This is a genomic window from Sulfitobacter sp. 1A13368 (assembly GCF_043557275.1).
GTDB classification, from domain to species: domain Bacteria; phylum Pseudomonadota; class Alphaproteobacteria; order Rhodobacterales; family Rhodobacteraceae; genus Sulfitobacter; species Sulfitobacter faviae.
Window position 1 is genome coordinate 518,883 of the sequence record NZ_JBIFFR010000002.1, and the last position, 21,108, is coordinate 539,990.

Here is a 21,108-nt window from a genome sequence, read left to right on the forward strand (position 1 = left end):
GGTTTACCCCGGCAGGCCCGGCTTGGAAAGACCGCGGCGGGGCCGGGGGGTAATTTTGCGTTCGCGCAGCAGGGTATAGACCCCCGAGGCGATGATGATCGCGGCCCCGACCAGCGTCAGCCTGTCGGGGGATTCGTCGAAAACCACGATCCCCGCCACCAGCGCAAAGAGCATGCGTGTATAGCGAAAGGGGGTGACGAAGCTCACCTCGCCCACGCGCATGGCGGCGACGATGGCGTAATATGCCAGCACCCCGATCACCATCGCCCCGGCGAGATAGAGCACCTCGGCCCCGCCGGGCATGGCGGCGGGCGTGCCTGCGGCCAGCATCAGGATCAGCCCTGCGGGGACCAAGACGATAAAGGCCAGAAAGCTAAGCTGCATGGAGCTGATGCTTTTGGGAACTTTGCGTGTCGCCAAGTCGCGCAAGGCGAGGCCGATGACACCGGCCACGGCGAAAAGCGACAGCGCGTTGAACCCCTCCAGCCCCGGGCGCACGATCAAGAGCACGCCGAGGAAGCCTACGATGATCGCGCTCCAGCGCCGCCAGCCGACCGGCTCGCCAAGGAACAGCGCCGCACCGAGGGTGACGGCCAGAGGGGTCGCCTGCAAAATAGCCGAGGCCGAAGAGAGCGGCGTCAGCACGATGGCGGTGACGAAACAGAGCGTGCCCAGCACTTCGCCCACGGCACGCAGCAGGATCGGCTGCGTCAACATATCGGCAGAGAACAGGCGCTTTCCCTGAATGCGCAGGATCACGGCAAAGATCGCCCCGCCGCCCGCGCCCAAAAGCGCGATGATCTGACCGACGGGGAGCGCATCGCTCGTCAGTTTGACGAACATGTCCTCGACCGCGAAACCGGCCATGGCCAGCACCATCAGCATCGCGCCGCGCAGATTGTCCATGATCACGCCCCTTCATCCCGTGGTATTGCCAGTCGCCCATGAACCTTTTGCGACGAAAGGGCAAGGGCGCGCGATGCGCGTCATGCGTGTGGCACTGGCGCAGGCTCTACCGGAGTGCTAGCCCTACCGCATGAGATGGCCGATCCCCTCGCTCGCCCCGCGCGACACAGTGCTGACCCTTGCGGCCGGGGCCTTTGGTGCGGCGCTGTTCTGGTGGCTGAATGCGCCGGTCTATATGCTGCTTGGCCCGGTGATCGCGGTGAGTGTCTTAGGCCTGATGGGGGTGCGCACGGCGGTCGATCCGCGGCTGCGGGATGCCTGTTTCGTCGTGCTGGGCATCGTCGTGGGGGCAGGGTTCAACCAAGATGCGGTGAACGCCATGCTGCGCTGGCCACTGGCTTTTGTCTTTATGACCGGGGTGATTTGGGGGATCATGGCGCTTTGCCGTTGGATGCTGGCGCGGTATTTTGGCTTTGACGCGCGCTCCGCGCTTCTGGCCTCGGCCCCCGGACATCTGAGTTTCGTCATGGCGATTGCCAGCGACAGCGGGTCGGACGTGCCGCGCATTTCGATCACGCAGTCGGTCCGGCTTTTGGCGCTGACCATCGTCGTGCCTTTCGCCGCCCTTCTGATGGGCGTCGATATGACCGGCAATATCGCCCCCGCGGGCGCGGGGATGAGCCTGCTGTCGATCCTCGTGATGATCGGCGTCTCCGTTGTTGTGGGGATGATCTTTGCCCGTCTTTCCGTGCCCGCGCCGCTCTTGATGGGGGCGATGGTGGTCTCGGCCATCGCGCATCTGACTGGGCTAGAGACTGGCGTGCTGCCGGGCTGGCTGACCCTTGTCGCCTATCTCGTGCTCGGCAGCCTCATCGGCACGCGGTTTTCGGGCATCACGCCTGCGCGTCTGGCAAGCGGGCTTGGCGCGGGGCTGGCGATCACGGGCGTTGCGGTGGGGCTGGCGGGCCTTGGCGCGGTGCCGGTGGCCTGGGCGCTCGGCATGCCGCTGGGGCATGTGCTGGTGGCCTTCGCACCCGGCGGGCTGGAGACGATGATCGCCCTCGGCGCCGTGCTGGCGGTGGTGCCGGGCTTCGTGGCCGCCTGCCACATCATGCGTCTGGTGGTGCTGAGCCTGCTGTTGCCCGCCATGCTCGCCCGTGTGGCGCGGCAAGAGCAGCGCGCCGCCGAATGATCCGGCGTTAGCTTTTCAGGCGAACCATCAAACGGTTGCCGTCTTTGCGCGTTTCCAAGGCTTTGAGGTCGGCGGCCAAGGCGCTCAGCTTGCCATGGCCATAGGTGCGGCTGTCGAAGTCGGGATGCGCTGCCTGAATGGTCTGGCCGATCTGGCCGAGGTTGTACCAATCGTCTTCGGTGTCGATCTTGTCCATCGCGGCTTTGAACAGGGGCAGGGCATCGCCCACCTTGGCCTTGGCCCGCGAGGGGGTGTCGGGATCTACCTCGTCGAGGTTCTCTATCAGGATGAAGCGGTTGTAGACATTGCGCAGCGAATCGTGGGTCTTCTTCTCGCCGATGCCGATGACGGTCACCCCATCCTCGCGTAGGCGGTTCACCAGCGCGGTGAAATCGCTGTCGGAGGAAACGATCACGATAATATCGAAGCGGCGGCTGTGCAGAATGTCCATCGCCTGAATGACCAGCCCGATGTCGCTGGCGTTCTTGCCCTTGGTGTTCGCGGTTTCCTGATGCGCCACCAGACCCAACTCGCGGATCGGCGCTTTCCGGCCCTTGAGGTGGTCATTCGACCAATCGCCATAGACCCGGCGCAGGGCAGGCTCCCCAATCGTCGTGACCTCCCGCATGATGGCTGCGGCATGTTTTGCGGGCACGTTGTCGGCGTCGATCAACACAGCCAGCAAAGGGCGGTCACGTTCTGTCATGGGTCATCCTTCTTGATCGGCACACCGTAGAGTTCCATCCGGTGGCCCTGTAATTTGTAACCCAGTTTGCGCGCGATGCGTTCCTGAAGCTCTTCGATTTCCGCATCGACGAATTCGATGACCTCGCCTGAGTTCACGTCAATGAGGTGGTCGTGATGCGCCCGCTGCGCGTCTTCATAGCGCGCCCGGCCATCGCCGAATTCCAGCTTGTCGAGGATGCCCGCTTCTTCAAACAGCTTCACCGTGCGGTAGACCGTGGCGATGGAGATGCCGCTGTCGATCACGCTGGCGCGGGTCAGGATTTCTTCGGCATCGGGGTGGTCTTCGCTATCGTGAATCACCTGCGCGATGACCCGGCGTTGCCCTGTCATGCGCAGGCCCATCGCCTCGCAGCGTTTGATGATCGGGTTGCGCATCGTCTCGCCCTTCGTCCGTCGGACTACGGTCCTAGCATTTTAGCACCGCCGGACGCCACCGGAATTGACCGCGCCGGTTGACTTTTGCGCCCGCACCGCCCATGTGGGGATCAAGCGAAGCCTTCTGCCGCGTGAGCAGTATCAGCGCCAAGCCCCATGGGGGGCCTCTGGGACGCTGACGACAAGGCCCGCCGATGTTCCCAAAATCACGCGTGGGGCCAAGCGCGACAGACGGGTGTAGGGCATGTGGCCCGCGCCCGCGATCTGGCTTGCGCGACCCCGTGGCGCCTGTTGAGTGGCGCGGCGAAAGAACATGGCGCGTGTTTTCGCGGGCCGGAAAGTGAACGAATGAGCGATTTTGACATGATGGGCCTGCCTGCCAAACTGGTGGCCCGACTGAAAGAGATGGGGCTGAACGAGCCGACCCCGATCCAGAAACAGGCGATCCCCCATGCGCTGAACGGGCGCGACGTGATGGGCCTTGCCCAGACCGGCACCGGCAAGACCGCCGCCTTTGGCGTGCCGCTGCTGGCTCAGATGATGGAGATCGAGGGCCGCCCCGCAGCGCGTTCCGTGCGCGGGCTGGTGCTGGCCCCTACGCGCGAGCTGGCGCAGCAGATCGCCGTGAACCTGCGCGGCTATGCCGAAGGCACGCCGATCAAAGTGGCGATGGTTGTGGGTGGTCAGTCGATCAACACGCAGATCAAGCGTCTGGAACGGGGCGTCGATCTGCTGATTGCCACACCGGGCCGTCTGCTGGACTTGCTCGACCGCCGCGCGGTCAAGCTCGACACGACGACCTTCCTCGTGCTGGATGAGGCCGACCAGATGCTCGACATGGGGTTCATCCATGACCTTCGCAAAATCTCGAACATGATCCCGAAAGAGCGGCAGACGATGCTCTTCTCGGCGACCATGCCCAAGCTGATGAACGAGATCGCCAACAGCTATCTCAACAGCCCGATCCGTATCGAAGTCTCGCCTCCGGGCAAGGCGGCAGACAAGGTGACGCAAGAAGTGCATTTTATCGCCAAGGCCGAGAAGACCGAGCTGCTGAAAGAACTGCTGGCCAAACACAAGGGCGAACGCGCGCTAGTCTTTGGCCGCACGAAACACGGCTCGGAAAAGCTGATGAAGACGCTGGTCAAGGCCGGGTTTGACGCGGCTTCGATCCATGGCAACAAAAGCCAAGGTCAGCGGGACCGCGCGATTGCAGGGTTCAAGAATGGCGACATCACCGTGCTGGTGGCCACCGATGTGGCGGCGCGGGGCCTCGACATTCCGGATGTGAAACACGTTTATAACTTCGACCTGCCGAATGTGCCGGACAACTATGTCCACCGCATTGGCCGGACCGCGCGGGCGGGCAAGGACGGGGCCGCCGTGGCCTTCTGCGCCCCCGATGAAATGGGCGAACTGAAGGCGATCCAAAAGACGATGGGTATTTCGATCCCCGTGGCCTCGGGCCGTCCTTGGGAAGTGATCGATGAGCCAGCGAAACCCAAAGGCCGGGGCCGCAGACGCGGTGGCCGCCCCGGTGGTGGTGGCGGTCGTCCCGGTGGCGGCGGCGGCGGTGGTGAAGGCGCGGGCAAGCCAAGCGGCGGGCGGCGTCGCAGGCGTGGCGGCGGCGGCAAGCCGGGCGGCCAGCAGGCGGCCTGAGCCAACACTTACGACCTAAAAGAATGGCGCGCCCGGAAAACCGCGGCGCGCCATTGACCTATCCGATCCGGGCGGCGCTTCTGTCGGGATGGAACGCAAATCAAATATCGACACATTCGGCGCCGTGGCGCTGGTGCTCTTCGCGCTAAACCTCGGTTTTAACCAAGTCGTCATCAAGGTCAGCACCGGCGGCTTCAACCCGGTCTTTCTGGCCGGGCTGCGCTCTCTCGGGGCGGTGTTTTTGCTGCTGATCTGGATGCGGCGGCGGGGCGTCAGCCTGTCGATCCCACGTGCTGCGCTATGGGGCGGTGTGGCGGCGGGGCTTTTCTTTACGCTAGAGTTTGTCTGCCTGTTCCTCGCGCTCGACCTGACCACGGTCAGCCGCGCGTCGATCCTGCTTTATTCCATGCCGGTCTGGCTTGGCATCGCCGCGCATCTGTGGCTACCGGGAGAGCGGCTAAGCGGGGCGCGGCTCATCGGCATGGGGCTGGCCATGGGCGGCGTGGTGCTGGCGCTGAGCGATGGCGGAACCGAAGGGGCGCATTGGCTGGGCGATTTTCTGGCGCTTTTCGCAGCACTCTGCTGGGCGGGCATCGCGCTTTGCGTCCGTGTCACGCCGCTGGCCAAAGTGCCGCCCGCGCAGCAACTGATGATGCAACTGGTGATCTCCGCCCCGATCCTTCTGCTGCTTGCGCCACTTTTTGGCCCGCTGCTGCGCGAGGTGGCCCCGGTGCATCTGGCGGGGCTTGCCTATCAGATCATCGCGGTGGCGAGCTTTGGTTTTCTGGCGTGGTTCTGGCTGCTGACGATCTATCCCGCAGCCTCCGTCGCCTCGTTTAGCTTCCTGTCGCCGGTCTTTGCCGTGCTTCTGGGCTGGCTGATCCTCTCGGAAGAGGTGGGCCTGAGCATCTGGGCCGCATTGCTGCTGGTGGCGGCGGGGATTTACCTGATTAACCGTAAACCCCGCAGCCACTAAGCTCAGGTGCCGCAGAATGTGGCGGGCACGATCTCGTCCTCGGTCGGCGGGCGCTGAAGCTCGGGGTCCGTCTCGTCAAAGGGGGTGGCCAGCGCTCTCATCAGCCGCTCGAAAGGGGCCATGTCGCCCGCGACGGCGGCCTCGATCATCTCTTCGATCCGGTGGTTGCGGGGGATCACGGCGGGGTTCGCCGCATTCATCACCGCTTGCGGATCGGGTTCCCCTTCGATCCGCGCGCGCCAGCCTTCGGCCCATGTGTCAAAAGCGTCTCGGTCGGTGAACTGATCGCGGGCTTGATCTGTGGGAAGCGCGCGAAAGGCATTGGTGAAGTCGGCACCATCCTTTTGCATCAGCCCCAGCAATTCGTTGATCAAGTCAACATCTTCGGCCCGTGGCGTCGAGATGCCGATCTTCGCCGCGAAACGGCGCAGCCATGCGGCTTCGATCAAGTCGGGCATGTCGTGGACGATCTCGGTGGCCTCTTCGACGGCGCTCTCCTTGTCCTCCATCTGCTGTAAAAGCGAGGTGGCAAGCTGCGCCATGTTCCAGACCACGATCTGCGGCTGGTTCCCATAGGCATAGCGCCCCTGCCGGTCGATGGAGCTAAAGACACGACCCTGATGGAAGGCATCCATAAAGGCGCAGGGGCCATAGTCGATCGTCTCGCCCGAGATGCTGCAATTGTCGGTGTTCATCACGCCGTGGATAAAGCCTAGGGCCATCCACTGCGCCACCAGTTCTGCCTGCGCGGCACAGACCCCGCGCAAAAGGCCAAGCGGGCCATCGGCCTCGGGGTAATGGCGCGCGATGGCATAGTCGGTGAGGGTTTTGAGCGCTTCGGTCTCCCCGCGATGGGCGAAGACCTGAAAGGTGCCGACGCGCAGGTGGCTGGCGGCGACGCGGGTGACAATGGCGCCGGGCAGGGGGCCGCTTTCGCGCAGGATCGGCTCTCCGGTGGCGACGGCGGCCAGGGCGCGGGTGGTGGGCACGCCAAGGGCATGCATCGCCTCGCTTATGAGATATTCGCGCAGCACCGGCCCAACCCATGCGCGGCCATCGCCCATCCGCGAATAGGGCGTGGGGCCAGAGCCTTTCAACTGGATGTCGCGGCGCTGGCCGCTCTGATCGACGACTTCCCCCAGCAGGATCGCCCGGCCATCGCCAAGCTGCGGGTTGAAATTGCCGAACTGATGCCCGGCGTAAAGCTGCGCCAGGGGATCGGCCCCCGCAGGCAGTTCGTTGCCGGCAAAGATCTGCGTGATTTGCGCAGGCTCCGCCCCTTCGATACCCAGTTCTGCCGCCAATGCCGCATTCCATGCCAAAAGCTGGGGCGCTTTGACAGGCGTGGGAGCCAGCCGGGTAAAGAACCCCTCTGGCAGGGCGGCATAGCTGTTATCGAAAGGAATACGCATCACAGGGTCCGGGACATAAGCATGTAATCCTCGCGCGGGCGAAAGCCCGCACGGGTATAGAGTTTCATCGCCGCGGCATTGTTGCGATCCACTTCAAGATGGACGGCCCGCAGCCCGCCCGCCGCCAGCGCCCGGGGCAGCGCGATCAGCGCCTCCGAGGCGATGCCGCGACCCCGCACGCCGGGACGAACGTAGATTTCATCAATGATGGCGTCCAACCCGCCGAATTCAACCGACCAGCCGAAACAGATCACCACATAGCCGATGGGCGCGCGGGGCGGGCCGATCAGATAGGCGGCGCCATGGGGGATGCCATCCAACAGCGGCGCCAGCCCACGGCGGCGCTGTTCATCGCTCATCTCGATCCCCGCTTCGGCGTGAAATGCCGTCACCAGCGCGACAAGCTTGTCGAGATGCTCAGGCGCGCCGAGGGTGAGATGTGCGCTCATAGGCGGGCCAGCCTTTCGGTGAGCAGGGCAAAGAACCCGTCGGCATCAAGATCGCCTACGAAGAGCGCGTTGGGCGCCCGGTCGGTCACGCGCCACCAGTCGGCGACGGTCATGCCCATGGTCAGTTCCGATTGGGTTTCGATCTCGACATTGATATGACGGCCTTGGAAAAGATCGGGTTTGATCAGATAGGCGGTGACGCAAGGGTCATGCAGCGGCGCGCCTTCGGAGCCGTATTTCTCTTTGTCGAACCGCTCGAAGAAATCGGTCATCTCGGCCACGGCGACGCCGACCTTGGTGCCAAGTGCGCGGAAGGCATCGTTGCGCGGTTTGGTGACCAGCGCCTTATGGGTGACATCGAGCGGCATTACGACGATCGGAATGCCGGATTTGAAAACGATATCAGCGGCATGGGGGTCGACGTAAATGTTGAATTCCGCCGTGGGCGTGATGTTGCCCCCCTCGAAATAGCCGCCGCCCATCAGCACGATCTCTTGCACCTTCTCAGCGATGTCGGGCGCTTTTTGCAGGACGGTCGCGATATTGGTCAGCGGCCCCAAGGGACAAAGGGTCACGCTACCTGCGGGATGGGCGCGGACCTGTTCGATGATGAAATCCACCCCATGCCCTTCGGCCAGCGGCATGGTTGGATCGGGCAGGTCGGGGCCGTCGAGGCCGGTCTTGCCATGCACATGTTCCGCCGTCACCAGATCACGCCCCAGCGGGCGGTCGCAACCGGCAAAGACTTTCACATCATCCCGCCCCGCCAATTCGCAAACGATCCGCGCGTTTTTCGAAGTCAGATCCAGCGGCACGTTGCCCGCGACACAGGTGATGCCCAGAACCTCGATCTCTTGCGGGCTGGCGAGGGCAAGGAGGATCGCCACGGCGTCGTCCTGTCCGGGGTCGGTGTCGATGATGATTTTGCGCGGGGTCATGGGCTTACTTTCGTCAAATTGCGTGGGGCAGAGCCTTGCCGGAGGGGCGGGTCTTTGTCCAGCCGCTGCCCGGGGGATTAGCCGCGTTCCGCCAGTTTCACCGCATCCCATAGCGCGTCCATCTCGGCCAGATCACTGTCTTGCGGGGTTTTGCCCATGGCGGCAAGCCGGGCCTCGACCCCTTCGAACCGGCGGGTGAATTTGGCATTCGCGGCGCGCAGAGCGGCTTCCGGGTCCAGCCCCAGATGGCGCCCGAGATTGGCCATGACGAAGAGCAGATCGCCGTATTCTTCCTCGACCTCCGCTTGGCTCAGCTGGTCCTTGGCCTCGACCAATTCGGCGGCCTCTTCGGTGATCTTGTCGAGCACCTGCGTCGTCTCGGGCCAGTCGAAGCCCACACGCGCCGCGCGTTTCTGAAGCTTCATCGCCCGCAACAGCGCAGGCAGGCCGATCGCCACCCCGTCCAAGGTGCCCCCCTGTGCCTTGCCCGCACGTTCGGCGGCTTTGATCTTTTCCCAATCGGCGGTCTGCTGTTCGGCGCTATTGTCGCGAGATTCGTCGCCAAAGACATGCGGGTGCCGCGCCACCATCTTGTCGCTGATGTTGCGCACCACGGATTGAAAGGTGAAATGCCCCGCTTCTTCACCCATCGCCGTGTGATAGACCGATTGCAGCAGCAGATCGCCCAATTCCCCCTCAAGCTCGCCCCAATCACGCCGGGCGATGGCATCGGCGACTTCATAAGCCTCTTCAATGGTATAGGGGGCGATGCTGTCGAAATCTTGCTCGATATCCCACGGGCAGCCCGTCTCAGGGTCGCGCAGGCGGCGCATGATTTCGAGCAACCGTTCGATCCCGGCATCTGAATCGTGAATGAGATCGGCTTTTGTGTTGTCCGGCATTGCAGGCCCCGTATGTCTGGTGTCAGATGCACCCTGACCAAACCAAACCCAAGGAGTCCAGCCCATGCCCGTGGTGAACCGCATCAACGCCTTTGCGGAGGATATGACAGCATGGCGGCGCCATTTGCACGGGATTCCCGAACTGGCGTTCGACTGCCATGAGACGGCGGCTTTCGTGGCCGAGCGGCTGCGCGCGTTTGGTGTGGATGAGCTGCACGAGGGCATCGCGACGACCGGAATCGTGGCGATCATCGAGGGGCAGGGCGAAGGCCCGACCATCGGCCTGCGCGCCGATATGGATGCGCTGCCGATCCAAGAGGCAACTGGCAAGGAATATGCCAGCACGCGGGAGGGCAAGATGCACGCCTGCGGCCATGACGGGCACACCACCATGCTTCTCGGCGCGGCGCGATATCTGGCCGAGACACGCAATTTCGCAGGCCGGGTGGCGCTGATCTTTCAACCCGCCGAAGAGGCGGGCGGCGGCGCGGGCGTGATGGTCGAAGAGGGCATCATGGAGCGGTTCGAGATCGCGCAGGTTTACGGCATCCACAACGCGCCCGGCTTTGACGAAGGCGCATTCTACACGACGCCGGGGCCGATCATGGCGGCGGTGGATGAATTCCACATTCATATCAAGGGCAAGGGCGGTCATGGCGCGATGCCCCATGAGAGCCGCGACCCCGTTGTGGCGGCCTGCGGCATCGCCACTGCGATCCAGACCATCGTCAGCCGCAACCATGTCGCGGCGCAGGATTTGGTCGTCTCAGTCACGCAGATTCACACCGGCACCGCCGATAACATCATCCCTGAGACGGCCTATATCAACGGCACCGTGCGCACCTTTGACCGTGAGGTGCAAGCCATGGTCATGCGCCGGATGCAGCAGATCGTGGACGGGCAGGCGGCGAGCTATGACGTCACCGCCGAGTTGGACTATGAGGTCGGCTATCCCGCCACGGTCAATGACCCGGCCAAGGCCGAGGCCGCCATCGCGGTAGCGACCGAGGTAGTGGGCGCGGCCCAAGTGCACGGCGATTATGGCCGCGAGATGGGTGCGGAGGATTTCAGCTTCATGCTTGAAAAACGCCCCGGCGCCTATCTCTTCCTCGGAGCCGGGGAAGGCGCGGGGCTGCACCATCCGGAATACGACTTCAACGACGAGATCGCGCCGCTTGGCGCATCCTTTTTCGCCCGTATCGTTGAGCGGGCACAGCCAGCAGGAGGCAAGTAATGGCATTGGAAGACGCGGCCAAGCAGATGGATATGGCCTTTACCCGCGAGGATCTCAAAGGGCCGAGCTATGAGTTGACCTTTGGCGGGGCGACCTCCTTCCTGCGACGGAAATACACCAAGGATCTGACCGGCGTCGACATCGCGGTGACCGGCGTGCCCTTCGACCAAGCGGTGACCAACCGCCCCGGCACGCGCCTTGGCCCCCGCGCCATCCGCGAAGCCAGCGCGCTGCAGGCCCCCGACGCGCCCTATGGCTGGGATTTCGACGTGCTCAGCGAATTCGCCATCGCGGATTACGGCGATCTGGCCTTCGACTATGGTCATGTCAGCCAGTTTCCCGCCGCCCTGACGGCCCATATCAAGACCATTCTGGATGCCGGTGCGGCTTCTGTCGTGCTGGGCGGGGATCACTATATCTCATTCCCGATCCTCAAGGCCTATGCGGAAAAATACGGGCCCATCAGTCTGTTACAGTTCGATGCGCATACGGATACTTGGCAAGACGACGACATGGACCGGATCGACCACGGGACGATGTTTTACAAGGCCGTGAAGTCCGGCATCGTCGATCCCGCGACCAGCGTGCAGGTCGGCATTCGCACCACCAATGAGGACACGATGGGCGTCAATATCATCGACGCGCGTGAGGTGCATGAGAAAGGGCCGCAGGCCACCGTTGTCAAGATCAAGGAGATCCTCGGCGATCGCCCCTGTTATCTGACCTTTGACATCGACGCGCTGGACCCGGCCTTTGCCCCCGGGACCGGCACGCCGGTGTGGGGCGGGCTGACCTCGGCGCAGGCGTCGATCATGCTGCGCGATCTGGCGGGGATCAACATCATGGGCGGTGACGTCGTCGAAGTCTCGCCCCCCTTCGACACAACCGGCGCTACAGCGGTGGCAGGTGCCCATGTCGCGACCGAGATTCTGTCGCTGCTGGGTCACCGCATGAGAACCGCGTGAGCGAAAGCCACGACATCACGCGCCAGTCCGCCGAAAGGCGGGCCGGCTTGCTTACTGCGACCTCCGTCGCCCCTGACCGCCGAGCTTTGAAAGGTGCTTAAAATGCTGTTCTGGATCATCGTGATCGCCCTCGTCGCCTTGGTGGCCTATGTCCGCCTTGCGCCCATCGACACCGCGCGTTGGCATGTGCAGGCAGACGGGCAGAAGATGGGCAAGACCCAAGGCACCAACAGCTATATCTGGCGCGTGCCCGTCGAGGGCGACGGGGCCGAGACCTTGGCCCAGCTTGACCGGGTGATCCTGCAAACCCCGCGCACCGAAGTCGTCGCCGGATCGCTCGCCGAGGGGCAGGTCACCTATGTCACCCGCACCAAATTGATGGGCTATCCCGATTTCACCACCATCGGCGTCTACGGTGACAACCCGCGCTATGTCGAGGTCTATGGCCGCTCGCGCTTTGGCCGATCAGATCTGGGGGTCAACGCCAAGCGGGTCAACGGATGGCTTGATCAGATCGAGGCGCGATGACAGGCAGCCTTGCTGCACCTCCCGCCACATCGGCACATTGAGCGACATCTGGCATTGCGCCATGAACATGCGCCCATCCACTTGCAGACAAATGGTCTCACCCAGTTCCACACGGGCACCGCTGCTGTTGGTGCAATAGCAATCAATCGTCTTGCCGCCCGGCGCTTTGACATCCGCAATGGCAGGGTGCAGGGCCGTCAAGCCCATAAGGCAGATGAGCGGCATAAGACGTGTCATAGCCCATGATAGCACAAGCCGCCCCTTGACCAAAGCATTTGCATAAGCGACAGGAACCCCATGATCCCGATGCACCGCCTCGCGCAAATTTCGCAACGCTTCCAGTTTCTGGAGGCCAGCATGTCTGCGGGCTCCGATGGGGCCGATTTTGCAGCCCTCGCCAAAGAATACAGCGATCTCAAGCCCGTGGTCGATCAGATCGATCTTTACCAGCAGCTTCAGCGCGACCTTGAAGAGGCCGAAGAGATGCTGAAAGACCCCGAGATGGCTGAGCTTGCGCGGGATGAACTGCCGCGCCTGCGCGCCCGTCTGCCGGAGGTCGAGCAGGGGTTGCAACTCGCACTTCTGCCGCGCGACGCGGCGGATGCGAAACCCGCCATGTTGGAGATCCGCCCAGGCACGGGCGGCGATGAGGCGGCGCTTTTTGCCGGTGACCTGCTGCGCATGTACCAACGCTATGCCGAGGCGCAGGGCTGGGGGTTTGACCTGATCGAAAGCCAGATGACCGAACTCGGCGGCGTGAAAGAGGTCGTGGCCCATATCACCGGCCAGAACGTCTTTGCCCGGCTCAAGTTCGAAAGCGGTGTGCACCGCGTACAGCGCGTGCCCACCACCGAAAGCGGCGGGCGTATCCATACTTCGGCGGCGACCGTGGCGGTGCTGCCCGAAGCCGAAGACGTGGATATCGAGATCAACGCAAATGACCTGCGGATCGACACGATGCGCTCTTCGGGTGCGGGGGGGCAGCACGTCAACACCACCGATTCCGCCGTGCGGATCACCCATATCCCGACCGGGATCGTCGTCACCTCGTCAGAGAAGTCCCAGCACCGCAACCGCGACAAGGCGATGCAGGTGCTCAAAGCGCGGCTCTATGATATGGAGCGCAGCCGGATGGACAGCGAGCGCTCTGCCGACCGGGCGGCTCAGGTGGGCTCCGGTGACCGGTCCGAACGGATCCGGACCTATAATTTCCCCCAAGGTCGTATGACGGACCATCGGATCAACCTGACGCTATACCGGCTCGAAGCGGTGATGCAGGGCGATCTGGATGAGATCGTCGATGCGCTGACCGCTGACGCCCAAGCGCGGCAATTGGCGGAGATGGAGGGGTGAGTCCTCAAACCGCTGCCCAAGCCATGGCCGCCGCCGCCGGACGGCTGCGTGCCGCCGGTGTGCCCGATCCGGCGCGGGATGCGCGGCTGTTGCTCGCCCATGCCGCCGCCGTCGATGCCGCCCGCGTGACCCTCATCGCGCCCGAGGAAATCACCCCCGAGGTTGCAGAACGCTTTGACCAGCTCATCTCCCTGCGCGCCGTGCGCGTGCCTGTCTCGCAACTCATTGGCCGGCGGGCCTTTTATGGCCGCGATTTCGCGATCAGCCGCGATGTGCTTGACCCGCGGCCCGAAACTGAGACCCTGATTGACCTCGCGCTCGGCGAGGATTTCACCCGCATTCTGGACCTCGGCACCGGCTCGGGCTGTATCCTCGTCACCCTGCTGGCCGAACGGGCGGCGGCGACGGGGCTGGGCGTGGACCTCTCTGAGGCCGCCTGCCTTCAGGCCAGCGCCAATGCGGTGCAGCACGGGGTGGCCGACCGCACCGATATCCGGCAGTCCGATTGGTTCAGCGCCGTTGAGGGGCGGTTTGACCTGATCCTGTCGAACCCGCCCTATTTGGCCGCTGAGGAAATGGCCGATGTCTCACCGGAATTGCGCCAGCATGAGCCGGAAATGGCGCTGACCGACGGCCAAGACGGGCTGAGCATCTACCGCATCATCGCCGCCGAGGCGCAGGGCTACCTCACGGCTCAAGGCCGCGTTATGGTCGAAATCGGCTGGCAACAGGGCGAAGCGGTGCAGGAAATCTTTACCGCGGCGGGCTGGGGCCGGGTCACGCTGGCGCATGATCTCGATGGGCGGCCAAGGGTCGTTTCAGCTGATAAACCGGCGTGAAATCGCGAAAAAACCGCCATTTGGCGGGCTAAGCGGCAGTTTCTTCTTGCCCAAGCCTTTCTGGCATGGTTAGTCAGGGGTGTTGCAGCGGTGGATGCCACAGGCGGTCCCGCGCGGCACTATGCCCAACATATCGCTTAGGCCGGGTTCAAGACGTGCTTTGCACCCCCGGTGAACGACACACAGCACACAAGGCTGACATCATTCCATGAATTCTCCCAGATCACGCTCCCGGTCGAAGAATAACCGCAAACGCTCGTCGCAAGGTGGCGGCGGCAATGTCGTCAACCGTGTTTTCGACAGCTCCGGCCCCGAGGGCAAGGTGCGCGGCACGCCGCAGCAGGTTATCGAGAAATACAACCAACTGGCCCGCGATGCCCAGTTGAGCAATGACCGTGTGGCCGCCGAGAACTTTCAACAGCACGCCGAACACTACCTGCGTCTGCTGAGCGAGGCACAGCGCGAAGTGGACCAGCGCCGCGAGGAGCAAGAGCGCCACAACCGTGAGCGTCAGGCCGAGCGGGATCGCGAGCGGGCCGAGCGTCAGGAGCGCGAGGCACAGCAGGGCGGCCAGTCGCAGGGCGAGCAGCCGAAAGTCGACAAGCAGCCCGAGCAGCAAGAGCCCGCGCAGCAGCAGGCCGAGGCCGAGCCGAACAGCGAAGAGAGCACGCTGGTCGACACGCCCGAGAGCAAGCCCAAGCCAAAACGCGCCCCGCGCCGCAAGCCCAAGCCGAAAGCGGCAGAGGCACAGCCGCAGGAGGGTGGTGACAGCAAGAGCGACACCGCAAAGGTCGCAGAATAAGAAAAGCCCCGCGATTTGCGGGGCTTTTTCGTGGGTGGTGAGGGTCGGCAGCGCGGGGCAGATTTACCCTTCCATCCCCGCCTGCACATATCTGATCCGCCCGTTGCGCCGCAGCACCTCTTCGCGCGGCGCCCAGTCATACCGCGGGTCGCTGGTGACCGGCGACCAGAACAGCTCGCCCCCGCGCCGCCATGGGTCAAGGACAAGCCCCGCCTGCATCGGTGCCCCGGCGGCTGAGATGATGGCGGTGGAATGGTCCAGCAGGATCCGCGAGTCGCCATTGGCGATGGCGCGGTGCAGGTCAAGCGTGGCGAAACCCTCGGCCTTCAGGCGTTTCTCCAAATCCTCTGCCCAATGCCAACACAGGCCGCGCGGCTTGCTGCCGTTGTTGACCTTCACGTTATGGATCAGCGGCGGGTCGGTGATCTGATAGGCGATCGCCAGTTCATGGGTATGCCGGTAAGCGATCCGCGCGGCACGGGCGGCCTCTTCGGGATTTACCTGCGGGGAGAGGTTTTCGATAGCGCGGGCGAGTTTCGCGATCTCGGCCTCGGTGCCCAGAGGCGGTGGGCCGTTGCGCGGCAGGGCGCAGGCGGAAAGCCCCAGCAACAGGGCAAAGACGAGCAATAGTCGGTAGAACATGGTTACCCCTTGGCAATCTCGCGGGCGAGGGCGCAGAACCCCTCAAGCGGCACCTGTTCGGCGCGGTCCGTGGGTTTCAGCCCCGCGGCGGTCAAACGGTCCTCGATATCCGGCGCAGCACCTTTAAGCGCCGAACGCAGCATCTTGCGCCGCTGATTGAAGGCCATCGCGACCACATGGCTCAGCACCTTCGGATCGGCAGGGAAGCGCGGCTCGGGCAGGGCGGTCAGATGCACCACGCTCGACGAGACCTTGGGCGGCGGGGTGAAAGCGCCCGGCGGCAACTGCATCACGATCCGCGCATCGCTGCGCCACTGCGCCAGCACGGCCAGCCGCCCATAGGCTTTCGCCCCCGGCTGCGCCACGATCCGCTCCGCCACCTCGCGCTGGAACATCAGCGTGAGGCTTTGCCAAAACGGCGGCCACTCGGGCGGGGTGAGCCAGCGGACCAGCAGTTCGGTCCCGACGTTATAGGGCAGGTTGGCGGCCACCCGGATGGGCGGGGTCAGATGGCTTCGCGGGTCGATCTCAAGCGCGTCGCCTTCGATCACCGTCAGGCGACCGGGGTAATGTTCCGCCACCTCGGCCAGCGCGGGCAGGCAGCGGCGGTCCTTTTCGATCGCCAACACATGACGCGCGCCTTCAGCCAGCAGCCCACGGGTGAGGCCGCCGGGCCCGGGGCCGATCTCCAACACGTCGCAATCGGCCATATCCCCGGCCTGACGCGCGATCTTGGCCGTGAGGTTCATATCCAGCAGAAAGTTCTGGCCGAGGGACTTGCGCGCCGCCAATTCGTGGGTGTTGATCACCTCGCGCAGCGGCGGGAGATTGTCGATTGCACTCATGTCTTCTGGCCCATCTGCCATGCCAATTTGATCGCTTCGATCATGCTGGTCGGGTTGGCGCGCCCTTGGCCCGCGATGTCAAAGGCGGTGCCGTGATCGGGCGAGGTGCGCACGAAGGGCAGCCCCAGCGTCACATTCACGCCCCGGTCGAAATCCAAGGTCTTGATCGGGATCAGCGCTTGGTCGTGATACATCGCAACCGCCGCGTCATAGCCCTCGCGGGCGCGGGCGTGGAACATCGTATCGGCAGGCAACGGCCCGGTCAGCGCAAAGCCTTCGCCCTGCATCTCAAGGATTAGCGGCGCGATCCAGTCAATCTCTTGCCGGCCCATGCTGCCGCCTTCGCCTGCGTGCGGGTTCAGCCCGGCGACGGCAATGCGGGGGCGGGCAATCCCAAAGCGGTTTTGCAATTCCTGCGCGGTGATCTCAATCGTGCGGCGCAGGCCCGAAGGGGTCAGCGCCTGCGGCACCTGATCGAGCGCGATATGGATCGTGGCAGGCACGACGCGCAATTGATCAGAGGCGAGCATCATCACCACGTCATCGACACCTGCAAGTGCGGCGAGGTATTCGGTATGGCCCGGATAGGCGAAGCCGGCCCCGTCTTGCAGCGCCTTCTTGTGGATCGGCGCGGTGCAGATGCCGCAGGCGGCGCCCGCCTGCACGAGGTCGACCGCCCGGGCGATCACATCGATCACCCCCTGCGCATGGCCGGGCTGCGGCACGCCGGGCAGGGCGGCGCTGTCGAAGGGATGAGGGAGCACGGGCAGCGCGTCGGCACTGGGCGCGCTCACCTCATCCGGGCTGTCGATCACGCGGTGCGGGACATCCTGCGGCAGATGACGCGGGTCGCCGATCCAGACCATCGGGATATCATTCGAAAGCGCCGCCCAAGCGCGGGAAGCGATCTCGGGGCCGATCCCGGCGGGTTCACCGCAGGTGATGGCCACCGGCCGGGACGGGCGGCTCATTGGCGGGTGATACGGGCTTCGGCGCGGGCCTGTTCCAGCAGCTGTGTGGCATAGCCCTCAAGCTTGCGCTGCCGGATCGAACTGACCACCGCCTCGCGGTTCACATCGGCATTGGCCGCCGTGGTGCGGTTGCAGAGCATCAGGAAGACCAAAGTCTCCCCATTGGCACGGGTCAGTGCGGTGGAGACTTCGCCGGGGTCGAGTTTCGCCAGTTCAATGGCCACGTCCTGCGGTATCTCCGCCGGGGCCTTGGTGCCACGGTCCAGCACATTGGCGGGCTGGCCCTTGGCCACGCCATAGAGGTCGTCACATTGATCCACCTGACCGCGCAGCTGTGCCGCGCGCGACAGGGCAGCCTCGGAACGGCCACCAGGGATGTAATAGGCGGCATAATCGATCTCGGAATACTCGACGCTCGGCTTGCCGGTCTCTTCGATGCCGCGCAGTTGGAAAAGGGCCACAGCATTGGGGATCGGCAGCGGCGCCGTCACCTCACCCGGGGCAAGGGCCAAGAGGATGGGCCGCAGGCTGGCGGGCAATTTTTCAAGCGGTGTCCAAGGCATCCGGCCCCCGCGCCCGCGCGAGGCGGTGGCGGAATGCTTGCTGGCATAGGACGAGAATTCGGCTTCCGAGCGGCTTTCCGAAATGCGTTCGGCCAGCGCGTTCACCTGATCGGCATTCTGCGGCGGGGCGGGAATGATGATCTCAGACAACAGCACGCGCAGACCGTTATTGCCCCGGCTGCTGCCAAGCGCGCGGTCGACCTCTTCGTCGGTGATGTTAACGCGGCCATTATAGCGCGCGCGAATAAGGTCACGCCAAGCGGCGCTGATCACGATAAAGTCGCGAAAGGTCTCTTCGGAAATCTGCGCTTGGCCCAGCACTTTCAGGAACTCTTCGGTCGTCAGATCCGCGCGGCTGGCAAATTCCGCCATGCCGGATCGAATGCCCTCGGGGGTGACTTCAAGCCCGGCTTGATCCAGAATCTGCCCGCGCAGGCGGTCGTCGATCAGACTATCGATCACGCTGTCGGTATCGGCCCCGGGGGCGCCGATCAGCTGCATGAAACGCTGGCGCTGCTGCACTTCGTAGCCGGTGATCACCTCGTCATTGACACGAGCCACAGGCGCAAAGAGGTTCTGCGCCGCTGCGGATTGGCCGATGACCAGAGCAAGGGCGAGTGCCGCAGTGCCACGGATCCCGGTGCGGACGGTCTGTTTCGTTACTTCCCACATGAGCGTACGTATCTTTCTGTTCCGGTGTTTGCGGCAAAGCCCCTGAGGCCGATGTTAAAACCGATATCCGTTGAGGGCTCAACACTTGTTGAGGATGAATAGCTGCGGTTCACCGAAAGGTCGACCTGCACGCATTCATTGTTGTAGCTCAGGCCAAGACCCGCCGTCGCTGCGCGTTCGTCAGCAAGATCGAACCGCCATTCGGCGGACGCCTGCCATTGGCTGTTGATCGAATAGCTGCCGTCGAAGGTGATCTCAGACACGTCTTCGTTGCGGTCCTCGGCAGCGTCTTCATGCAGCCAGACATAGCTGCCCGAGATCTGCCCGCGTTTGAAATCCCAGACCCCGCGCAGCTCGGCCTTGGCGACCTCGAAGTCATCATCGACCAGCCCGCGCCCGATGAGCGCAAGACCGTTGTCGCTGCGCAATTGCCCGGCCAGCAGGAAATCGGAATAGGTGCCCTGCAGGCCTGAGCTAAAGCTAAAGGCATCATCCGCATCGGCGCGGATCACCTGACCGAAAGACAGGCTGGCATCCATGCCATTGGGATCGAGCCGCGCCCAATTCACCCCGATGGCCGCCACGGCACCCCGTTCGCGCCGGTCGGGCCGGGGGAAGCGGCTGAGCGACAGAAGGTTGCCCTCATCATATTCCACCAGCGTGCTTTCCTCATTCGGAATGTCGAGCCGATCACCGCCAGTCCAACCCAATTGCACCAGCGGTTCAAGCTGTTGCACCACGCCTGCGGCCTCGCGGCGCTGCATGGGGTAGCGCATGGTGACGGCAGCATGGGGCACGAGGTCGGAGTAGCGCCCGTCATAGACCGCATCTTGCGCGATGTTGAACAGACCAAAGCTCGCCCCGGCCTCGACGTCGGTCACCAGACCGTTGCCGAAGGTGAAGCGGCGCAGCCAAGCGGCCTCCCCGTTGAGCCGCGACACGTCGCGCCCGTCGGCCTCGCCATCTCCGTTGCCATCGGTGCTGAGGTCCGACGACCGGCGGTGGCTATGAGCCTCAAGCGTCAGGCGGAGCTCACCGCCCACGGAAACTGGGAAATAGCGCCGCTCGAATTCACCATCCAAGACCAGATTGGGCAGCAGATCATTATCCTCACCATCGCGGAGCGATTGGTAGTTCAGCAGGGTTGCCCGCATATATTCATCGCGCCGTGCGCGGCTGACGGTCAATTCGCTGGTCAGACGGTCCTTACCCGAATAGCCATAGTCGCTCAGATAGGAACTGTCGCTCGTTGTCTCGATATCGAAATACAGTTTGTAGTCGCGCCGCAGATCGAAACTGCCGGTGCCAAAGAGGTAGCCACGGGTTTTGCCGGGGTCCAACTCATCATCGGTGATCGCCCCTTCGAACTCGATCCGCCCCGAAACGAAAGCCTGACGGTAGCGGAACTCAAGCGTGCCGGTTTCGGCGGAAAGATAGGGGGTCAGCGTCAGATCGCGGTGATCGCCGATCTTGATGAAATAGGGCAGTTTCAGCCCAACGCCCAATTGCGAAGTCGAGCGGACCGTGGGCGCCAGAAAGCCAGTCGCGCGGTCCAACGTGGGGTCGGGCAGACGCAGGCGGGGCAGATAGGCAATGGGCACGTTCTTGATGCGGAACTGCGCCTCGTCAAAGTAAAGCTGCTGCGCCACTTGGTCATGCACCACCCGTTTCGCGCGGATTTGCCAGAGCGGCGTTTCGCCATCTTCGCAGACTTTGCAAGAGGTTACGGCGGCTTTGTAAAGTTGGCTATAGCGGCCTTCGACCCGGTTGATCTGCACGGCGGCAAGCTGCAACTGCTGCTCAAGGATCATCCGCGCGCCGCGCAAAAGGCCGGACTGCAAGCCCGCATCAAGTGAGGCCGCATCGGCAAGGATCGTGGTATTCTCCCCCTCAGACAGCACGATCGGCCCTTCGATACTAAGCGCGCCGGTGGCCTGATCATAGCGGATCGCCGTGGCGCGCAGCCGCGTCTCCCCTTGGAAGGCTTCGACATTTCCCTGCGCGACCAAGACCTTATCGCGTGTAATGAAGACCTGATCGGCCACCAGAACGGCGGGGCGGTCGCTGGCAGGCGCGGTCTGGGCGGCAAGGCTCAGAGGCGCGAATGAAAGGGCAAGTCCAACAAGGGCCGCGCGCAT

General features: G+C 63.8%; 22 protein-coding genes. 9 read left to right on the forward strand and 13 right to left on the reverse strand.

The genetic code is table 11. From position 1 onward, the window contains the following. Positions 1-3: 3 nt before the first annotated feature. Complete coding sequence (locus ACGYK4_RS06095; protein ID WP_067265896.1) at positions 4-906, reverse strand: DMT family transporter; 903 nt, start codon at positions 904-906, stop codon at positions 4-6. A gap of 130 nt (positions 907-1,036) precedes the next feature. On the opposite strand from ACGYK4_RS06095, the gene ACGYK4_RS06100 reads away from it, so the two are divergent. Continuing rightward, positions 1,037-2,098: an AbrB family transcriptional regulator gene (locus ACGYK4_RS06100; protein WP_394455589.1), complete on the forward strand. Its 1,062-nt coding sequence runs from the start codon at positions 1,037-1,039 to the stop codon at positions 2,096-2,098. A gap of 7 nt (positions 2,099-2,105) precedes the next feature. Here the strand turns inward: ACGYK4_RS06100 and ACGYK4_RS06105 are convergent, their stop codons facing one another. After that, on the reverse strand, positions 2,106-2,804 hold the full coding sequence (locus ACGYK4_RS06105) for an NYN domain-containing protein (RefSeq protein WP_394455591.1): 699 nt from the start codon (positions 2,802-2,804) through the stop codon (positions 2,106-2,108). Further along, complete coding sequence (locus ACGYK4_RS06110) at positions 2,801-3,220, reverse strand: Fur family transcriptional regulator (protein ID WP_067265902.1); 420 nt, start codon at positions 3,218-3,220, stop codon at positions 2,801-2,803. Before ACGYK4_RS06110 ends, ACGYK4_RS06105 begins: the two co-directional genes overlap by 4 nt. 348 nt (positions 3,221-3,568) lie before the next feature. Between ACGYK4_RS06110 and ACGYK4_RS06115 the strand changes: the two genes are divergently transcribed. Next, positions 3,569-4,879, forward strand: coding sequence for a DEAD/DEAH box helicase (locus tag ACGYK4_RS06115; RefSeq protein ID WP_394400978.1), 1,311 nt, complete (start codon positions 3,569-3,571; stop codon positions 4,877-4,879). An 88-nt stretch (positions 4,880-4,967) separates the two neighbouring features. Further along, positions 4,968-5,855, forward strand: a complete 888-nt coding sequence (locus ACGYK4_RS06120; protein WP_394455592.1) for a DMT family transporter — start codon at positions 4,968-4,970, stop codon at positions 5,853-5,855. 2 nt (positions 5,856-5,857) lie between these two features. On the opposite strand, the gene ACGYK4_RS06125 is transcribed toward ACGYK4_RS06120, so the two are convergent. The 4 genes from ACGYK4_RS06125 to mazG all read right to left on the reverse strand — a co-directional run bounded on the left by ACGYK4_RS06125 (position 5,858) and on the right by mazG (position 9,556). Next, positions 5,858-7,267 (reverse strand): YdiU family protein, encoded by a 1,410-nt coding sequence (locus ACGYK4_RS06125; RefSeq protein WP_394455593.1) that lies wholly within the window; start codon positions 7,265-7,267, stop codon positions 5,858-5,860. Then, the gene (locus ACGYK4_RS06130; protein ID WP_394455595.1) at positions 7,267-7,716 is read right to left on the reverse strand and encodes a GNAT family N-acetyltransferase; all 450 of its coding nucleotides are present in this window, start codon (positions 7,714-7,716) and stop codon (positions 7,267-7,269) included. Before ACGYK4_RS06130 ends, ACGYK4_RS06125 begins: the two co-directional genes overlap by 1 nt. Next, entirely contained in the window at positions 7,713-8,654 is a 942-nt protein-coding gene (locus ACGYK4_RS06135) for a nucleoside hydrolase (RefSeq protein WP_394455596.1), read from the reverse strand. The genes ACGYK4_RS06130 and ACGYK4_RS06135 overlap by 4 nt, the downstream gene beginning before the upstream one ends. A gap of 77 nt (positions 8,655-8,731) precedes the next feature. Beyond that, entirely contained in the window at positions 8,732-9,556 is an 825-nt protein-coding gene (gene mazG, locus ACGYK4_RS06140) for a nucleoside triphosphate pyrophosphohydrolase (protein ID WP_394455597.1), read from the reverse strand. 64 nt (positions 9,557-9,620) lie between these two features. On the opposite strand from mazG, the gene ACGYK4_RS06145 reads away from it, so the two are divergent. From ACGYK4_RS06145 to ACGYK4_RS06155, 3 genes are all read left to right on the forward strand, one after another. Further along, the gene (locus tag ACGYK4_RS06145; protein WP_394455598.1) at positions 9,621-10,790 is read left to right on the forward strand and encodes a M20 aminoacylase family protein; all 1,170 of its coding nucleotides are present in this window, start codon (positions 9,621-9,623) and stop codon (positions 10,788-10,790) included. Continuing rightward, positions 10,790-11,755 carry an agmatinase gene (gene speB / locus ACGYK4_RS06150; RefSeq protein WP_394429853.1) on the forward strand — a complete coding sequence of 322 codons (966 nt, stop codon included), beginning with the start codon at positions 10,790-10,792 and terminating at the stop codon, positions 11,753-11,755. Before ACGYK4_RS06145 ends, speB begins: the two co-directional genes overlap by 1 nt. 102 nt (positions 11,756-11,857) lie before the next feature. Continuing rightward, positions 11,858-12,283, forward strand: a complete 426-nt coding sequence (locus ACGYK4_RS06155) for a DUF1499 domain-containing protein (protein WP_271691375.1) — start codon at positions 11,858-11,860, stop codon at positions 12,281-12,283. On the opposite strand, the gene ACGYK4_RS06160 is transcribed toward ACGYK4_RS06155, so the two are convergent. Next, entirely contained in the window at positions 12,221-12,520 is a 300-nt protein-coding gene (locus ACGYK4_RS06160; protein ID WP_394455599.1) for a hypothetical protein, read from the reverse strand. The two genes, ACGYK4_RS06155 and ACGYK4_RS06160, sit on opposite strands and share 63 nt — an antisense overlap. Positions 12,521-12,580: 60 nt before the next feature. Here ACGYK4_RS06160 and prfA point away from each other — a divergent pair, with 60 nt between their 5' ends. The 3 genes from prfA (at position 12,581) to ACGYK4_RS06175 (ending at position 15,277) form a co-directional block, all read left to right on the forward strand. Then, positions 12,581-13,636, forward strand: coding sequence for a peptide chain release factor 1 (gene prfA, locus ACGYK4_RS06165; RefSeq protein ID WP_394447795.1), 1,056 nt, complete (start codon positions 12,581-12,583; stop codon positions 13,634-13,636). Continuing rightward, positions 13,633-14,475 carry a peptide chain release factor N(5)-glutamine methyltransferase gene (prmC, locus tag ACGYK4_RS06170; protein ID WP_394455601.1) on the forward strand — a complete coding sequence of 281 codons (843 nt, stop codon included), beginning with the start codon at positions 13,633-13,635 and terminating at the stop codon, positions 14,473-14,475. The genes prfA and prmC overlap by 4 nt, the downstream gene beginning before the upstream one ends. A 208-nt stretch (positions 14,476-14,683) precedes the next feature. Further along, positions 14,684-15,277 (forward strand): DUF4167 domain-containing protein, encoded by a 594-nt coding sequence (locus tag ACGYK4_RS06175; RefSeq protein ID WP_394455603.1) that lies wholly within the window; start codon positions 14,684-14,686, stop codon positions 15,275-15,277. A gap of 63 nt (positions 15,278-15,340) precedes the next feature. On the opposite strand, the gene ACGYK4_RS06180 is transcribed toward ACGYK4_RS06175, so the two are convergent. From ACGYK4_RS06180 to ACGYK4_RS06200, 5 genes are read right to left on the reverse strand one after another with little or no spacing between them, the layout of a single operon-like run. Then, entirely contained in the window at positions 15,341-15,919 is a 579-nt protein-coding gene (locus tag ACGYK4_RS06180) for a hypothetical protein (RefSeq protein WP_394455604.1), read from the reverse strand. Positions 15,920-15,921: 2 nt separating this feature from the next. After that, positions 15,922-16,764, reverse strand: coding sequence for a 16S rRNA (adenine(1518)-N(6)/adenine(1519)-N(6))-dimethyltransferase RsmA (gene rsmA, locus ACGYK4_RS06185; protein ID WP_394455605.1), 843 nt, complete (start codon positions 16,762-16,764; stop codon positions 15,922-15,924). Next, positions 16,761-17,735, reverse strand: coding sequence for a 4-hydroxythreonine-4-phosphate dehydrogenase PdxA (gene pdxA, locus ACGYK4_RS06190; RefSeq protein WP_394455606.1), 975 nt, complete (start codon positions 17,733-17,735; stop codon positions 16,761-16,763). Before pdxA ends, rsmA begins: the two co-directional genes overlap by 4 nt. Next, positions 17,732-18,970, reverse strand: a complete 1,239-nt coding sequence (locus tag ACGYK4_RS06195; RefSeq protein WP_394455608.1) for a peptidylprolyl isomerase — start codon at positions 18,968-18,970, stop codon at positions 17,732-17,734. The genes pdxA and ACGYK4_RS06195 overlap by 4 nt, the downstream gene beginning before the upstream one ends. Then, positions 18,958-21,108 carry an LPS-assembly protein LptD gene (locus ACGYK4_RS06200; protein WP_394455609.1) on the reverse strand — a complete coding sequence of 717 codons (2,151 nt, stop codon included), beginning with the start codon at positions 21,106-21,108 and terminating at the stop codon, positions 18,958-18,960. Before ACGYK4_RS06200 ends, ACGYK4_RS06195 begins: the two co-directional genes overlap by 13 nt.

Excerpts from the sequence above, each read along its gene's own strand:
- ACGYK4_RS06105 (WP_394455591.1), bottom strand. The coding sequence starts at position 2,804 with ATGACAGAACGTGACCGCCCTTTGCTGGCTGTGTTGATCGACGCCGAC.
- pdxA (WP_394455606.1), bottom strand. The coding sequence starts at position 17,735 with ATGAGCCGCCCGTCCCGGCCGGTGGCCATCACCTGCGGTGAACCCGCC.
- ACGYK4_RS06135 (WP_394455596.1), bottom strand. The coding sequence starts at position 8,654 with ATGACCCCGCGCAAAATCATCATCGACACCGACCCCGGACAGGACGAC.
- ACGYK4_RS06160 (WP_394455599.1), bottom strand. The coding sequence starts at position 12,520 with ATGACACGTCTTATGCCGCTCATCTGCCTTATGGGCTTGACGGCCCTG.
- ACGYK4_RS06130 (WP_394455595.1), bottom strand. The coding sequence starts at position 7,716 with ATGAGCGCACATCTCACCCTCGGCGCGCCTGAGCATCTCGACAAGCTT.
- ACGYK4_RS06200 (WP_394455609.1), bottom strand. The coding sequence starts at position 21,108 with ATGCGCGCGGCCCTTGTTGGACTTGCCCTTTCATTCGCGCCTCTGAGC.
- ACGYK4_RS06195 (WP_394455608.1), bottom strand. The coding sequence starts at position 18,970 with ATGTGGGAAGTAACGAAACAGACCGTCCGCACCGGGATCCGTGGCACT.
- ACGYK4_RS06125 (WP_394455593.1), bottom strand. The coding sequence starts at position 7,267 with ATGCGTATTCCTTTCGATAACAGCTATGCCGCCCTGCCAGAGGGGTTC.
- prfA (WP_394447795.1), top strand. The coding sequence starts at position 12,581 with ATGATCCCGATGCACCGCCTCGCGCAAATTTCGCAACGCTTCCAGTTT.
- speB (WP_394429853.1), top strand. The coding sequence starts at position 10,790 with ATGGCATTGGAAGACGCGGCCAAGCAGATGGATATGGCCTTTACCCGC.
- ACGYK4_RS06120 (WP_394455592.1), top strand. The coding sequence starts at position 4,968 with ATGGAACGCAAATCAAATATCGACACATTCGGCGCCGTGGCGCTGGTG.
- ACGYK4_RS06100 (WP_394455589.1), top strand. The coding sequence starts at position 1,037 with ATGAGATGGCCGATCCCCTCGCTCGCCCCGCGCGACACAGTGCTGACC.
- rsmA (WP_394455605.1), bottom strand. The coding sequence starts at position 16,764 with ATGAGTGCAATCGACAATCTCCCGCCGCTGCGCGAGGTGATCAACACC.
- ACGYK4_RS06155 (WP_271691375.1), top strand. The coding sequence starts at position 11,858 with ATGCTGTTCTGGATCATCGTGATCGCCCTCGTCGCCTTGGTGGCCTAT.
- ACGYK4_RS06110 (WP_067265902.1), bottom strand. The coding sequence starts at position 3,220 with ATGCGCAACCCGATCATCAAACGCTGCGAGGCGATGGGCCTGCGCATG.
- ACGYK4_RS06180 (WP_394455604.1), bottom strand. The coding sequence starts at position 15,919 with ATGTTCTACCGACTATTGCTCGTCTTTGCCCTGTTGCTGGGGCTTTCC.
- ACGYK4_RS06145 (WP_394455598.1), top strand. The coding sequence starts at position 9,621 with ATGCCCGTGGTGAACCGCATCAACGCCTTTGCGGAGGATATGACAGCA.
- ACGYK4_RS06175 (WP_394455603.1), top strand. The coding sequence starts at position 14,684 with ATGAATTCTCCCAGATCACGCTCCCGGTCGAAGAATAACCGCAAACGC.
- mazG (WP_394455597.1), bottom strand. The coding sequence starts at position 9,556 with ATGCCGGACAACACAAAAGCCGATCTCATTCACGATTCAGATGCCGGG.
- ACGYK4_RS06115 (WP_394400978.1), top strand. The coding sequence starts at position 3,569 with ATGAGCGATTTTGACATGATGGGCCTGCCTGCCAAACTGGTGGCCCGA.
- ACGYK4_RS06095 (WP_067265896.1), bottom strand. The coding sequence starts at position 906 with ATGGACAATCTGCGCGGCGCGATGCTGATGGTGCTGGCCATGGCCGGT.